The sequence below is a fragment of the Streptomyces tibetensis genome (assembly GCF_007655005.1).
Taxonomy (GTDB): Bacteria; Actinomycetota; Actinomycetes; order Streptomycetales; family Streptomycetaceae; genus Streptomyces; species Streptomyces tibetensis.
This window is the reverse complement of record NZ_SZVW01000026.1, coordinates 97,413-111,786: the sequence shown is the minus strand read 5'-3', so window position 1 is coordinate 111,786 and position 14,374 is coordinate 97,413. Positions and strand designations below refer to the sequence as shown.

The window sequence follows — 14,374 nt, the reverse complement described above, 5'->3', positions numbered from 1 at the left end:
GCGGAACCGTCCGCGGCCATCCGGAGGGAGGTCCGGCACCGGCCATGTCCAGGGGCGGACGGCGTGCGGAGCACGGTGGGCAGCCGTCCGTCGCTCGTCCGTTCAGCCATCCACGGCGGTCCGAATGGCGGACCACCGCTTTCCCGCTGCGGGGGACCCTTCCTAAGATCCCCGAGGGAGCGCTTCACGGGGGACAGCGCTCATCACTCAGTAGGGGGACCCATTCCGGTGGACGTGCGTGCCCGAGCCCAGGAGCTCTACCGCCTCGCTCTCGACAACGCGGACTGGAACCCGCAGACCCTCACCGAACACCGCGGCTGGAGCGGGAGCGAGCTCGCCGGCGCGCTCCAACTGCTCGGCGAACTTGGCCTGTTGGTGCCGTCGTCGGGTCACCGCAACGGCTGGACGGCCCTCGCCCCGGACACCGCACTGCGCAAGCTGCTTCTCGACGAGGAACAGCACACGGACGCCCTGCTGAGCGCCGTCCGGCAGACCCGCTCCGCGCTCGCCCAGGTGTTGGCGGACTTCCAGCCGGTGTACGCCCGGGAGTTGGCCTCCGTTCAGATGGAGGTGGTCAATGGTATGGCCAATGTATCCGCGGTTCTGGAGGACGCCTCGCGGCGGGCGGAGGAGGAAGTGCTGTCCCTGCACCCCGGTCGCCCGCTGCCCGCGGAGATGGTGGAGGCGGGGCTCGAACGCGACCGGCTCGTGCTGGGCCGCGGCGTGAGGATGCGGACGATCCATCTGCGCTCGGCGGCCTCCACCCCCCACGTGACGGCGTATCTGCGGCGGCTGAACGGCGCGGGCGCCCAGGTCCGCACCGCGCACACCCTGCCCATGCGGCTCATCGTGGTGGACGGCTCGCTGGCGATCGTGCCGGCGTCCCGGACCGCGGACGGGGAGATCGCCGCCATCGTGCTGCGCGGCGAAACGCTGGCCGGGGTGTTCCGGGGGATCTTCCAGCACAGCTGGGAAAGCGCCACTGTGCTGACCGAGTCGGCGACCGACAGCCCCGAGGGCGACTGGCACCCGACCGGCCGCCACCGTGAGCTGGTGCGGATGCTCGGGGGCGGACTCACAGACGAGGCGATGGCCCGCAAGCTCGGGGTCTCCGAGCGCACGGTCCGCCGCCTCGTCTCCGAACTGACCGAACGGCTAGGAACGGCCAGCCGGTTCCAGGCCGGTGTCTGCGCCGTCCGGCTCGGCTGGCTCGACGACTGACGTCTGCCGCGGGGCGGCCGCGCTGCGGCCCCACGCCGTGCCCGCGAGCACGAGGAGCGCGCCCAGCAGCCCCACCCAGCCCGGCCGGTCCCCCGCGAGGGTGACCCCCACGACGGCGGCCCACACCGGCTCGGTGCCCAGCAGCAGGCTGACCCGGGAGGGCGAGGTACGGCGTACGGCCCACATCTGCACGAAGAACGCGAACAGGGTGCAGAACACCGACAGATAGAGCAGCCAGAGCCAGTCCCCGGCGTCCAGATCCGCCGCGGCGGCCCACGTGGTGCTGCCGGTGCCGGGCAGCGTGGACAGCACCGCGAACACCGCGACCGCGCCGCCCAGTTGCACCGTGGTCATCGACATCGAGTCCGCGCCCTGCACCGACCGCATGCGCGACATCGCCAGCACGTGCACGGTACGGGCCACGGCCGCGCCCAGCATCAGCAGATCACCGAGGGACGGCGCGGTGAACCCGGCGCCCTGCGTGAGGAGCAGAACACCCAGCACCGACAGACCCGCCGCCGCCAGGAACGACCCGGAGGGCCGCCTGCCCGTGATCCGGCTCTCCGCGAGCGGCGTGAAGATCATGGTGAGGCTGATGATGAGCCCGGCGTTGGTCGCCGAGGTGTGCACGACGCCGTACGTCTCCAACAGGAAGATCCCGGACAGGATCAGCCCGAGGACGCCGGCCCCGCGCAGCTGCGCCCCCTCCAGCGCCCTGAGCTTGCGCCACCCGGTGCCGACCAGGACCGGCAGCACCACACCGAACCGCAGGACGAGCACGGCCAGCACGGTCTGCGCCGTGGTGACCTCCTTGGCGGCTAGATAACTGGAGCCCCACACCACCGCCACCAGCAGGACGGGCAGATCGGTCAGCCAGGCGCGGCGGGCCGCTTTGACGGTCATGGGGGCTCCTAGGGCAGCGGACGGTGGAGGTCGGAGGGGTGGAGGTGGCTCAGCGCGCCGTGTAGGCGATCACCAGCACGTCGCGGTGGGCGGCGCGTTCGGGGTCCACCGGGCGCACCGGGGTCACCGAGTGCAGCGTGCGGCGGTCGTCGCCCAGCAGCAGGTCACCGGGCTCGGACAGGGTAGCTGTGATCAGGTGTTCGCCGGCGTTGGTGTAGACGGCGCTCTCACCGCCGGTGACGTTGTTGCGGCCGATGAGCAGCGAGGTGATGAAGGTGACACCGTCTCGGTGCCGTCCTTCGGGCGCGGGCTGCCCCTGCTGGTCGGCGGAGGCGCTGATGCGGTACGGGTGCAGTTTCACGTTCCATGACGCCGTGCCGTCGACGTCGGTGAAGATCCGGCCGAGTTCGACGATGACGGACCGCAGCAGCGGCTCACCGGTGAAGGACTCCGTCAGCGGGGCGAAGACGCGCTCGATGCCGCCGTTGAGCGGATTGATGTCCGACTCCTGACGGTACGGCGCGTGCGGCAGCAGGGTGAGGGCGCCCGCGGCCGGGTCGAGCTCGAACTGGCCGTAGCGGCGGTACCGGTAGGTGCCCCCGTCGGCCATGTACGTGTCGAGGGTGAGCTCGTCCCAGTGGGCGGCGAACCGCGCCCAGTCGGCGGCGCCGACACCGGCGAGCGCGGAGAGCTGCGCGGAGGCCATCAGATGACCGCCGCGCCCGGCGAGGGCGTTGACGGCGTCGTCGGCGGCGGGGTGGCGGGTTGCGGCAGTGGTCATGGCGTACTCCGTGGGTGAGACCGCGGTGAGGTCCGCGGGTGGGATCCGCGTGTGGAATCCGCGAATGAAGGAGAAGGGGGCGAGAAGGGGGGCGCGCAGGGTCGGTCAGACGGCGGCGAGGGCCGGGGCGGCCGCAGGGGCGAACGGCGCGGACTCCGCGCTGATCGACCGCTCCTCCCACGCCTCCCGGTCGCGCAGATACAGCGGCTCTCCGGCGGTGATGGAGCGCGTGTCGGCACCACCGCTGCGCAGCCGCCAGGTCACGGACCCGGTGGTGCGGGCGGCGCAGGCATCGATGAACACCTGTGCGGCGAGCCGCAGTTCGCCGAACCAGCGGCCTTCGAGGGCCTCGCGTGTCCAGACCTGCTCCAGATGCCGCTTCTCGCGGATGAGTTCGGCGTCCAGGCAGGCGCTCTCGATGTGCCGGTAGCCGCTGAGCAGGAGCCAGGCGGCGGGCTCTCCCGGATCTCGAGGACCTTCTCGCCGTGGTCGAGGTGCTCCAGGCCGGAGTAGCGGCCGAGTCCGTACGCGCCGACCCTTCGGTTGAGGCGCTCGATCAGCCGGGTCAGAGGCAGCCGCTCTCCGTCGAGAGCGACGGGCAGTCCCTGCTCGAAGGTGACGGTGAGGGTGTCGGTGTCGCCGGGGAGGGCGGTCGGCCGGCTCCAGGTGTACATCTCCTCGGGGACCTCGTGGAGCTCGGGGTCGTCGAGGATGCCCGACTCGAACTCGCGGCACCACAGGTTGGAATCGCCGCTGACGATCCGCCCGGCGAGCAGATCGATGCCGGCGTCGCGCAGCTCGGCCAGCTTGTCGTCGCGCGTGACGGGATCGAGGTCGTAGGGGCTGCCGAACACGCCCTCGTAACCGAGCAGCGTCAGCGCACCGTTGAGGCGGCGCAGGGTGTTCTGGGAGCGGTTGGCGGTGTGCAGCACGGCCTGCGCGCCGAGCGCACGGGCCAATTCGACCGCGCTGTGCGCGATCAGCGGACGGCTCAGCGTGGAGCTGACGGGGTGGATCCCGAGGTACACGGCCTGGGCGGCGATCGCGGGAGCGACGTACTGCTCGGCGAACTCGGCCCGGCGGTGGAGGATGTGGATCGTCGCGCCGAGCGCCTCGGCGACCTGGCGTTTGTAGCCGCTCGACTCGTCCTCGCCGATGTCCACGCTCACGGCGTGCACCTCGCGGATGCCCATCCGCCGCAGCCGCAGCAGCAGATACGAACTGTCGAGCCCGCCGCTGAACAGCGTCACGACGGGGAGGTCCGGGTCCAGGGAGTCGAGCTGCGAGAAGGAACGTATGAGCGGGGAACGCATGGCCTCTCCAACCTCTGCACTGGTCACAGGCAAGGAGACTTCCGTGCGGACCCCCGGCCCGACAATGCGTCCCGGCAGTCCGCGCCCGGCCATGACCGGACCCGGACGCGGATCTCGACGCCGGTTACGGGCGAGCCGCCCCTCAAGATCGCCCCATGAGAAAGGCGGCGGCCGAGGGGATCAGAGGCCGCCGCCTTCGCTCCAGAGGAACAGCTCCTGCGGCTGCCCGCAAAGCTCCCTGTTCCTACGAGTGGCCGTATGCGGGACGAGGGTTCCGGCAGTGACCTGGTGCGGTCTCCACGACCTCGCTTCGTACGTGACCCGGGTCATGTGGGGCGTTTCACTGCCGGGGCGCCTCGAACGTGACCGGCGCCTCGAAGGCCGCCCGTCGCGTGGCCCGGCGCAGCGCCCTGAGGACCGCGGGCCCCAGGACGAGGGTCAGCACGACCGTGACGAGGGCCCGGCCCAGATCCCAGCCGAGCGATGTGGCGACGCAGTACGCGACGAAACGGGCCAGGTTCTCGGCGACCGGCGCCTGCGGGTCGAAGGCCACGTTCGAGGCGAGAGCGCCCATGAAAGGCCAGCCCGCCATGTTCATCACCGTGCCGTAGGCGAACGCGGCGAGGAAGCCGTAACCGGCGAGCAGCGCGAGCTCGGCCCGGCCGCGCAGCCGGTCCGGGCCGGGCAGCAGGCCCGCGCCCATCGCGAACCAGCCCATCGCCAGCATCTGGAACGGCAGCCACGGCCCGACCCCGCCCGTGAGCAGCGCCGACGCGAACATCGTCACCGAGCCGAGCACGAACCCGAAGCCCGGGCCGAGCACCCGGCCGCTCAGCACCATCAGGAAGAACATCGGCTCGATACCGGCGGTACCGGCCCCGATCGGCCGCAGGGCCGCTCCCGTGGCGGCCAGCACGCCCAGCATCGCGACCGCCTTGGGTCCCAGACCGGCCTCCGAGACGGCCGCGCCCACGACCGCCACGAGCAGCACCAGCAGGCCCGCGAAGAGCCAGGGCGCGTCCTGCGCGTGCGCGCTGATCCGCGAGGTGGGCGGGGTGAGGAAAGGCCAGCCGAAAGCGGCCACGCCCACCGCGCTGACCAGGGCCAGGGCGGCGAGGGAGCGGGGGCCGAGGCGGACGGCCCGGGCCTGCCGCTGCGGGGTCGTCGGGGTGTCCATCAGCCGGCCTCGGGGTGCAGGGCCGCGCGGACCTGGGAGACCGTGAGCCAGTGCTGGGGCGCCAGGATCTTGGTGACCTGCGGTGCGAAGGACGGCGAGGAGACCACGATGTCGGCCGTCGGGCCGTCGGCGATCACCTCGCCCTCGGCCAGCAGCACCACCCGGTGGGCGATCTCGGCCGCGAGTTCCACGTCGTGCGTCGCCAGGACGATGGCATGCCCCTCGGCGGCCAGCGCGCGCAGCACCGCCACCAGCCGGGCCTTGGCCGCGTAGTCCAGGCCCCGGGTCGGCTCGTCCAGCAGGAGCAGCGGCGGCCGGGCGGTCAGCACCACGGCCAGGGCCAGCGCGAGCCGCTGCCCCTCCGAGAGGTCCCGGGGGTGGGTGCCGTCGGTGACGCCCGGCAGCAGCTCGGTGACCAGGGCCCGGCAGGTGCCGGGGGCTGCGCCCGCGTCCCTGTCGGCCGCCGCGCACTCGGCGGCGACGGTGTCGGCGCAGAGCAGGTCGCGAGGCTCCTGCGGGACCAGGCCGACCATGCGGACGAGGTCCTTGGGGGCGGTGCGGTGGGGGGTGGCTTCGCCGAGACGGACGGTTCCGGAGCTGGGTTTGACGAGGCCGACCAGGGCGTTGAGCAGGGTGGATTTGCCGGCGCCGTTGCGGCCCATGAGGGCGACGGTCTCGCCGGGGGTGATGGTCAGGTCGATGTGGTGCAGGGCTTGGACGCGGCCGCGGGTGACCGAGAGGGCTCGTACTTCGCCTACGGGGGTGGGGTGTGCGGAGTGTTGGCGGGAGCAGGTGGGTTGTGGTTGATCGCGCAGTTCCCCGCGCCCCTTTGGGGCGGCGTTTTCCAGCTGTTGCTTGAGGTTTCCTGCCCTGCGGCGGGCGTCGCGGACTGTCAGGGGGAGCGGGGACCAGCCCGCCAGGCGGCCCAGGGCCACCACCGGGGGGTACACCGGGGACACGGCCATCACCTCGGCCGGGGGGCCGAGGACCGGGGCGGCGCCCGGGCCGGGCAGGAGGACGACCTGGTCGGCGTACTGGATGACGCGTTCCAGCCGGTGCTCGGCCATGAGGACCGTCGTGCCGAGGTCGTGGACGAGCCGCTGCAGGACGGCCAGCACCTCCTCGGCGGCCGCCGGGTCCAGCGCGGAGGTCGGCTCGTCCAGGACGAGGACGCTCGGGTGCGGGGTGAGGACCGAGCCGATCGCGACGCGCTGCTGCTGGCCTCCGGAGAGGGTGGCGATGGGTCGGTCCCGCAGGCCGGCGAGGCCGAGCAGGTCGAGCGTCTCCTCGACGCGGCGGCGCATCACGTCCGGGGCGAGGCCCAGCGACTCCATGCCGTAGGCGAGTTCGTCCTCGACGGTGTCGGTGACGAAGTGGGCGAGCGGGTCCTGACCGACCGTGCCCACGACGTCGGCCAGTTCGCGCGGCTTGTGGGTGCGGGTGTCGCGGCCGGCGACCGTGACCCGGCCGCGCAGGGTGCCGCCGGTGAAGTGCGGTACGAGACCGCTGACCGCGCCCAGCACCGTGGACTTGCCCACGCCGGAGGGGCCCGCCAGCAGGACGAGTTCGCCTTCCGGGACCTCGAAGTCGATGCCCCGCACAGTGGGTCCGTCGGCCCCGTCGTAGGTCACGGAGACATCCTCGAAGCGGATCACGACGGCTCCTTGGGGTCGGGGGCGACGAACGCGGGCAGCAGACCGAGGAGTACGGCCGCGGCCGGCCCGAGGGGGAGGGCGGGGGCCACCAGGGGGACCACGCCCGGGTGCAGGGCCGCGGGGTCGCGGGCCGCGGCGAGGGCGAGCAGAGCCGCGACCGCCACGCCGGAGGCGACGACCAGCCAGGCGCGCACGTCCCAGCGGTCCGGACGGTAGCGGGTGCGCAGGGACCGGCGGCCGCCGAGCTTCAGGCCCGCGAGGGCGGCGGTGAGACCCGCGAGGAGTACGGGGAAGCCGTAGCCGGCGCCCTCGGCCGTGAGCAGCCCGTACGTTCCCGCGCAGACGCCCAGCAGGCCGCCGAGGGTGAGGGCGGCGGTGGTACGGCGTATGGCGGGCGGGACCCGGGCGGTACGGCCGTAGCCGCGGGCGTCCATCGCGGCGGCCAGGGAGACCGAGCGCTCGAGCGCGCCCTCCAGGACCGGGAGCGCCACCTGCAACAGACCCCTGAGGCCCTTGTCCGGGCGGCCGCGCAGACGGCGGGCGGCTCGCAGGCGCTGGACGTCGGCGATGAGGTTCGGGGCGAAGGTGAGGGCGACGACGACCGCGACGCCCAGCTCGTACAGGGCGCCCGGCAGGGACTTCAGGAGGCGGGAGGGGTTGGCGAGGGCGTTCGCGGCGCCGACACAGACAAGGAGCGTGGCCAGTCTCAGCCCGTCGTACAGGGCGAAGGTGAGGGCCTCCGCGGTCACCTCGCCGCCCAGGCGGATGCCCTGGGCCCAGGCGGGGAGGGGAAGCTCGGGGAGGGTGAGGAGGGTGTGCGTGCCCGGGATGGGGGAGCCGAGGACGGTCGCGAAGAGCAGACGGACGAGGATCACGGCGAGGGCGAGTTTCACGAAGGCGCCGTAGGAGCGGGACCAGGGGGTGTCGGGGCGGCGGGTGGCCACGACGTAGGCGGAGACCGTGATGAGGAGGGCGAGGAGCAGGGGGTTGGTGGTGCGGGTGGCCGCGGTGCCGAGGGCGAGCGCCCAGAGCCACCAGGCTCCGGGGTGCAGTTGTGCGCGGCGTTGGCGCCCGGGCCGGGGTGGGTGCGCAACCCGGCGCTGCGGGGTGCCGCCTGCGCCCACCCTCCCCCGAGCTCTCGGCTCCGCTCGAGCAGGGGGGACCCCCATCGCCCCGGCGGCACGACTGCCCGCAGGCTGGGCGGGACGGTTATCCACGCCGTCGTACCTGCCAGATCGCCGCTCCGCCCAGGAGCACCACCACGGCGACACCCGCGACCAGGCCGAGGGACGGGCCGCCGTCCGACGGGTTCCTCTTCTCCGCCGCCGGCTTCTGCTGCTCCTTGTGGTTCTCCTTCTGACGCTGCCGGACCTGTTCGCCGCAGCCCTGCTCCGGATAGCCCGAGATCGCGCACAGCAGGGCGTTGGTGTCGTAGCGCAGCGGCTTGGCGACTGCCGCCAGGGCCTCGGCCGTCGTCGCGTCGGGGGAGATCCGGGCGCAGACCGTGCGGGCGGCGGGCGGGGTTTCGCCCTCGGGGGCGTCCGAGGGTGTGCCGAAGTCGAGGACCAGGGCCACTCGCTTGCTGCCGTCCCGCGCGGGCGTCTTCGCGCAGATCGTCGCGAAGTCGGCCTTGCCGCGCGGCCGGGCCGCGTCCGCGGAGTCCTCGCTCACCGCGAAACGGAAGCCCTGGACGTCGCCGTCCGAGGGGCGGGCCAGGGACGGGCCCTGCGTGGCGTAGACCCAGTGGCCGGCGTCGCGCTCCCAGAACGACCAGTACCGGTAACCGGCGGCCTGGGCCTGACCAGCGCCCGCGCACAGCAGGAGCGAGGCCAGGAGGAGGAGAAGGGCCCGGCGGATCACAGCTGCTGCTTCTTGCGGCCGGTGAACAGGAAGCCGATGCCGATGCCGGCGACCAGGCAGACACCGACGTACCACCAGACGCCGAAGAAGTCCGAGCCGGACTCCTCCTTCTGCTCCGAGGACTTGGTCGTCCCGGCGGTCTTCCCGGCGGTCTGCGGGGCCGGGCCCGTCGCGCCCAGCTGCTTCACGAGGTCCGCGCCGCCGAAGTCGCGCGGGTTCGTGCCCGTCGCGTGGGCGGCGAGGATCAGCTGGGCGTAGGCGGCCGGACCGCTCTGGGCGGCCCAGGACGCGGAGTTCTTCTCCAGCCACCGCACCGACTTCTCGGCCTGCGCGGTCTCACCCAGCGCGGCGAGCGCGACGACCGCGTCGGCGGTGTTGCCGTAGTCGGGCTGGGGCTCGGCACCGGCCAGGGCGGACATGAGGTGCCCGTCGTCCTTGGCGAGGGCGGTGGTGAGGTAGGCGGCCCCGTTGGCCGCGGCCTGCTCCGGCGTCCCGGCCTTCGCGCAGCCCGCACCGGACTTCTCACCGGCCCTCTCGCCGGGCTTGACGACCATGCCCTGGCCCAGCGCGCCCAGCACACCGGCGGCCGTGGCGTCCGCGTTGGCGGCGAGCTCGCCCTTCTTGTCCGGCTGGAACGCGAAGGCGCCGCCGTCGTCCCCGCCGCAGGGCAGGGCGAGCTTCAGCAGCGCGTCGTAGGGCGACTTGCCGTCCTTCTCGACCCGGCCGGGCTTCTCGCCCGCGGCGGCGAGCGCGCCTATGACGACCGACGTCGAGTTGGTGTCGCTGGCGCCGCCGGGCGAGTAGCCCCAGCCGCCGTCCTTGTTCTGAACGGACTTCAGCCAGCCGACGGCCTTGCCGGTGACGTCGTCGTGCCCGCCGAGCGCGGTCAGGGCCTGGACGGCGGCGGACGTGGCGTTGGTGTCCCGCAGGGTCTTGGCGTCGCACGCGGTGGTGGGGTCGGGGCGGTACGAGGCGAAGGAGCCGTCCGCGCACTGCTGACGCGCCAGCCACTGTACGGACTTCGCCGCCGACTTCACCCCCACCGTGTCCTGCGCGAGCAGCGCGAGGGACTGCCGCCAGACCCCGTCGTACTTCGGGTCGGTGCCGCCGTACAGGGCGGAGGGGAACGCCTGGGAGGGCGACGGGGACGGGGCGGCGGCGGCCGGGGTGGCGGCGCCGATCACGGCGACGGCGGCCAGGACCGCGGCGCTGCGGCGGACGTTCATGATCGGCGGGTGCCTCTCCCTGTGGGGGAGCCGGGCAGCGCGGGACACCCCCGGGCGGCTCGGCTCCGTATACCTCGACGGTGCCGCGCACCGGCGGGCTGCCGGGCACGCGAGCCGGTCACGAACCGTACGAAGCGATCCGGCTCCCGCCTGTGCGCGACGGTCACGATAAGGGCCTCCCCTGCTCGAGCGAAGTCGAGAGCTTGGGGAAGGGTCAGCGCCGGAATTGCACCGGCTTCCCCCCGTACGGCGTGATGACGACCCGCTTACTGTACCCGCACGTAGGAATCGGGCCGAGGGTGCCCGGTGGGGCACCCGCAGGGAGGAAACGGGCCGAGGGGGTGCCGGTCGAGGGGTAGCTTCGGCCCATGCCGACCACACCGCCACCGGGAAAGCTGCTCGGCTCGGGACGCCGTGCCGACGTCTACGAGATCGACGAGGCGTGGGTGCTGCGCCGTGAGCGCGACGGTGGGGGTGACGCGGTGGCCGAGGGGGCGGTGATGGAGCACGTGCGCGCCCACGGGTATCCGGTGCCGCGGGTCCGCCCGGCCGGTTCCCGCTCCGACCTGGTGATGGAACGGCTCTCCGGCCCGACCATGCTCCAGGCCTGCCTGGCGGGCACCCTCGCCCCGACCGAGGCGGGCTCCGTCCTCGCCCGGCTGCTGCGCGACCTCCACGCCGTCCCCGCCCCGCGCTCCGCCGACCCGGCCGTCAGCGTCCTCCACCTGGACCTGCACCCGGAGAACGTGATCCTCACCGCCGACGGCCCCCGGGTCATCGACTGGTCCGACGCGGAGGAGGGCGACCCGGGGCTGGACTGGGCGGCGACCGCGGTGATCGTCGCGCAGGCCGCCGTCACCGGTGACGCCCTGTCCGCGCCTGCCGAGGCCATGCTGACCGCCCTTTTGGCCGGCCCGTCCCCGCTCACGCGCCCGGCCCTGACCGAAGCCCTGCGTCGCCGGGGCGCGAGTCCGACGATGAACCGGGGTGAAGCCGAACTCCTGGGACCCGCCGAGGAGTTGATTCTTGCTCGGAGGTGGAGAGGCTGACGTGGGGCCTCCGGCCACACGCAGGAGCGCGGCGTCGCCCGCAAGAACTGAGCCGTCAGGTCCGAGCCGTCAAATCCGAGCCGTCAGGTCCGAGCCGTCCGGTCTCCTGAACGCACTCAGCAGGCCGGGGACGCGCTGGACCCGTAAAGCAGCGGCGGAACGTGTCCCGGTCCGACCTGGACTTCACACCGCCACGTACGTCACCGGCTCACTCCCCGGCACCGCCTCCGCCCGGCCCAGCTTCACCAGCCGCCGCAGGTGCGCCTCGGCCTCCGAGACGGCGATGGTGCGGGAGCCGTAGGGGATCTGGTCCCAGGGGCGGTTCCACTCCATGCGTTCGGCGAGCTGCCAGGGGGTGAGGGGCTCGGCGAGCAGGGTCAGCAGGTCGGTCAGGCGGGACTCGTGGTGGGTGAGCAGCGCGCCGACGCGGGCGGCGGCGTCGGAGAACGGGTGCTGGTGGGCCGGGAGGATCTCGGCGGGGGCCAGTCGGCCGACGCGTTCGAGGGAGTCGAGGTAGTCGCCCAGGGGGTCGGTGACGTCCCCCAAGCTCTCGGCTTCGCTCGAGCAGGGGGGACCCCCACTGTCCTCGGGGTCCTCGTAGAGGCCGATGTGCGGGGTGATCCCGGGCAGCAGGTGGTCGCCGGAGAACAGGCGTCCGTGGCCGGGGAGTTGCGCGGGGTGGGCCTCTTCGAGGTGGAGGCAGACGTGGCCGGGCGTGTGCCCCGGGGTCCAGATCGCGCGCAGCCGGCGGCCGGGGAGGTCGAGGAGTTCTCCGGGGACGATGTCGCGGTCGGGCAGGGCGGGGGAGAGGCCGGGCAGGGTGCGGCGGCCTGGCCGGCGCAGGGGCGCGATGTGCTCCTCGGGCGCACCGGCCGCGGCGAGCTTGGCCGCCATGTACGTGAACCAGCGCTCGGGACGGGCCTGGCGGGTCCGCCGTACGACCGCGGTGTCCGCCGCGTGCATCGCGATCCAGGCGCCCGACGCCCGACGGACCCGGCCGGACAGGCCGTGGTGGTCCGGGTGGTGGTGGGTGATGACCACGCCGTGGATCTCGGCGACCGAGGTGCCGCAGGCCGTGAGGCCCTGCGCGAGGGTGTTCCAGGAGTCCGGGTCGTCCCAGCCGGTGTCGATCAGCACCGGGCCGCGGTCGGTGTCGACGACGTACACCAGTGTGTGGCCGAGCGGGTTGTCCGGGATCGGGACCCGGAGCGACCGGACGCCTCCGCCATGGTCGGTCACCTGTGTCATGGGGTCCCCCGTCGCCGGCTCCCCGCCACTATAACTAGAACGGGTTCCAGCGAGGACCCTCCGTGTGGTGCGCGGTCCGTGGACTCCTCGGGGCGGGGCTGGTATCAGTGGGCGTATCTGATGAACCGTCAGAGAAGGCTCCCGGGAAGGCAGTCGGCCATGACCGAGCTCGTGGAACACGGACAGCTGTTCATCGGCGGGGAGTTGACCGACCCCCTGGGCCAGGACGTCATCGAGGTGATCTCGCCGCACACCGAGGAGGTCATCGGACGTGTCCCGCACGCCTCGACGGCGGATGTGGACCGGGCCGTGGCGGCGGCGCGGCGGGCGTTCGACGAGGGGCCCTGGCCGCGCATGAGCCTCGACGAGCGCATCGACGTGGTGGGCAGGATCAAGGACGCCATCACCGTCCGGCACGACGAGATCGCCCGCCTGATCTCCGCCCAGAACGGCTCGCCCTACTCCTGGAGCGTCCTCGCCCAGGCCCTCGGCGCGGTGATGGTCTGGGACTCGGCGATCACCGTCGCCCGGGACTTCACCCACGAGGAGCGGCGCGACGGGGTGCTCGGCAGGATCCTCGTACGGCGCGAGCCCGTCGGGGTCGTGGCCGCCGTGGTCCCCTGGAACGTCCCGCAGTTCGTCGCCGCCGCCAAGCTCGCCCCGGCCCTGCTCACCGGCTGCACGGTCGTCCTCAAGCCCTCGCCCGAGTCCCCGCTCGACGCCTACCTGCTCGGCGAGATCGCCCGCGAGGCCGGGCTGCCGGAGGGAGTGCTGTCGATCCTGCCCGCCGACCGGGACGTCAGCGAGTACCTGGTCGGGCACCCCGGCATCGACAAGGTGTCCTTCACCGGGTCGGTCGCGGCCGGAAAACGCGTCATGGAGGTCGCCGCCCGCAACCTCACCCGCGTGACGCTCGAACTGGGCGGCAAGTCCGCCGCCGTCGTCCTGCCCGACGCGGACGTCGAGACGGCCGTCGCGGGCATCGCCCCCGCGGCCTGGATGAACAACGGCCAGGCGTGCGTCGCCCAGACCCGCATCCTCCTGCCGCGCTCCCGCTACGACGAGTTCGCCGACGCCCTGGCCGCCGCGGCCGGCGCCCTGACGGTCGGCGACCCCCTGGACCCGGCCACCCAGGTGGGCCCGCTGGTGGCCCGGCGGCAGCAGCAGCGCAACCTCGACTACATCCGCATCGGTCAGGAAGAGGGCGCCAAGATCCTGACCGGCGGCGGACGCCCGGCCGGCCTGGACCGCGGCTGGTACGTCGAACCGACCCTCTTCGGCGACGTGGACAACTCCATGCGCATCGCCCGCGAGGAGATCTTCGGCCCGGTCATCTGCCTGCTGCCCTACGACGACGAGTCCGACGCCGTGAAGATCGCCAACGACTCCGACTACGGGCTGAGCGGCAGCGTCTGGACGGCGGACGTCGAGCACGGCATCGACATCGCCCGGCAGGTCCGCACGGGCACGTACTCCGTCAACACCTTCAGCCTGGACATGCTGGGCCCCTTCGGCGGCTACAAGAACTCGGGCCTGGGGCGGGAGTTCGGGCCCGAGGGGTACGGTGAGTACCTGGAGCACAAGATGATCCACCTCCCGGCGCAGGGGTAGCGATGGGTGACCGCTGGCGCGTCGAGGTCGACCGCTCCCTGTGCATCGGCTCCGCGCAGTGCCTCCACCACGCGCCGGACGGCTTCCGCCTGGACGCCGCCCGCCAGTCCCGTCCGGCCGCCCCCGACATGGACGCGAACGAGCGGGTGCTGGAGGCGGCGGAGTGCTGCCCGGCGGAGGCGATCGTGATCACGTTGAGGGACAGCGGGGAGGCGGTGTTCCCGCCGGAGGAGTGACACCTGAAAAATCATGGATTGAGGGGTGTCATTCCCTTTCAGGCGTTTTATCCTGGAAGTCGGCCTACGAGGCGAGTGAGGGAGTCCGACCGGA

General features: G+C 73.0%; 12 protein-coding genes and 1 pseudogene. 4 read left to right on the top strand and 9 right to left on the bottom strand.

From position 1 onward, the window contains the following. Nucleotides 1–228 precede the first annotated feature (228 nt). Nucleotides 229–1,221, top strand: coding sequence for a helix-turn-helix transcriptional regulator (locus tag FDO69_RS35460; protein ID WP_104786767.1), 993 nt, complete (start codon nucleotides 229–231; stop codon nucleotides 1,219–1,221). On the opposite strand, the gene FDO69_RS35455 is transcribed toward FDO69_RS35460, so the two are convergent. The 8 genes and pseudogenes from FDO69_RS35455 to FDO69_RS35420 all read right to left on the bottom strand — a co-directional run bounded on the left by FDO69_RS35455 (nucleotide 1,156) and on the right by FDO69_RS35420 (nucleotide 10,136). Next, nucleotides 1,156–2,124 carry a DMT family transporter gene (locus FDO69_RS35455; RefSeq protein ID WP_104786764.1) on the bottom strand — a complete coding sequence of 323 codons (969 nt, stop codon included), beginning with the start codon at nucleotides 2,122–2,124 and terminating at the stop codon, nucleotides 1,156–1,158. The two genes, FDO69_RS35460 and FDO69_RS35455, sit on opposite strands and share 66 nt — an antisense overlap. Before the next feature lie 49 nt (nucleotides 2,125–2,173). Beyond that, nucleotides 2,174–2,905 (bottom strand): 2OG-Fe dioxygenase family protein, encoded by a 732-nt coding sequence (locus FDO69_RS35450; protein ID WP_104786761.1) that lies wholly within the window; start codon nucleotides 2,903–2,905, stop codon nucleotides 2,174–2,176. Nucleotides 2,906–3,010: 105 nt separating this feature from the next. Next, nucleotides 3,011–4,218 (bottom strand): annotated as a pseudogene (locus tag FDO69_RS35445) (argininosuccinate synthase-related protein). Nucleotides 4,219–4,558: 340 nt separating this feature from the next. Then, entirely contained in the window at nucleotides 4,559–5,395 is an 837-nt protein-coding gene (locus FDO69_RS35440; protein ID WP_104786758.1) for an ECF transporter S component, read from the bottom strand. Beyond that, a complete protein-coding gene (locus FDO69_RS35435; RefSeq protein WP_104786755.1) occupies nucleotides 5,395–7,050 on the bottom strand; it encodes an ABC transporter ATP-binding protein in 1,656 nt (551 codons plus the stop codon). The genes FDO69_RS35440 and FDO69_RS35435 overlap by 1 nt, the downstream gene beginning before the upstream one ends. Beyond that, on the bottom strand, nucleotides 7,047–8,219 hold the full coding sequence (locus FDO69_RS35430) for an energy-coupling factor transporter transmembrane component T (protein ID WP_104786752.1): 1,173 nt from the start codon (nucleotides 8,217–8,219) through the stop codon (nucleotides 7,047–7,049). The genes FDO69_RS35435 and FDO69_RS35430 overlap by 4 nt, the downstream gene beginning before the upstream one ends. A gap of 40 nt (nucleotides 8,220–8,259) precedes the next feature. Further along, the gene (locus FDO69_RS35425) at nucleotides 8,260–8,910 is read right to left on the bottom strand and encodes an SCO2322 family protein (protein WP_104786750.1); all 651 of its coding nucleotides are present in this window, start codon (nucleotides 8,908–8,910) and stop codon (nucleotides 8,260–8,262) included. Beyond that, a complete protein-coding gene (locus FDO69_RS35420) occupies nucleotides 8,907–10,136 on the bottom strand; it encodes a prenyltransferase/squalene oxidase repeat-containing protein (protein ID WP_104786747.1) in 1,230 nt (409 codons plus the stop codon). Before FDO69_RS35420 ends, FDO69_RS35425 begins: the two co-directional genes overlap by 4 nt. A gap of 368 nt (nucleotides 10,137–10,504) precedes the next feature. Between FDO69_RS35420 and FDO69_RS35415 the strand changes: the two genes are divergently transcribed. Next, on the top strand, nucleotides 10,505–11,185 hold the full coding sequence (locus tag FDO69_RS35415; RefSeq protein WP_104786744.1) for a phosphotransferase: 681 nt from the start codon (nucleotides 10,505–10,507) through the stop codon (nucleotides 11,183–11,185). A 183-nt stretch (nucleotides 11,186–11,368) separates the two neighbouring features. Here the strand turns inward: FDO69_RS35415 and FDO69_RS35410 are convergent, their stop codons facing one another. Beyond that, a complete protein-coding gene (locus tag FDO69_RS35410) occupies nucleotides 11,369–12,433 on the bottom strand; it encodes an MBL fold metallo-hydrolase (RefSeq protein ID WP_104786742.1) in 1,065 nt (354 codons plus the stop codon). Between the two features lie 159 nt (nucleotides 12,434–12,592). On the opposite strand from FDO69_RS35410, the gene FDO69_RS35405 reads away from it, so the two are divergent. Together FDO69_RS35405 and FDO69_RS35400 are read left to right on the top strand one after the other, a co-directional pair. Continuing rightward, entirely contained in the window at nucleotides 12,593–14,044 is a 1,452-nt protein-coding gene (locus FDO69_RS35405) for an aldehyde dehydrogenase (RefSeq protein WP_104786739.1), read from the top strand. 2 nt (nucleotides 14,045–14,046) lie between these two features. Beyond that, nucleotides 14,047–14,280: a ferredoxin gene (locus tag FDO69_RS35400; protein WP_104786736.1), complete on the top strand. Its 234-nt coding sequence runs from the start codon at nucleotides 14,047–14,049 to the stop codon at nucleotides 14,278–14,280. Nucleotides 14,281–14,374: the final 94 nt, after the last annotated feature.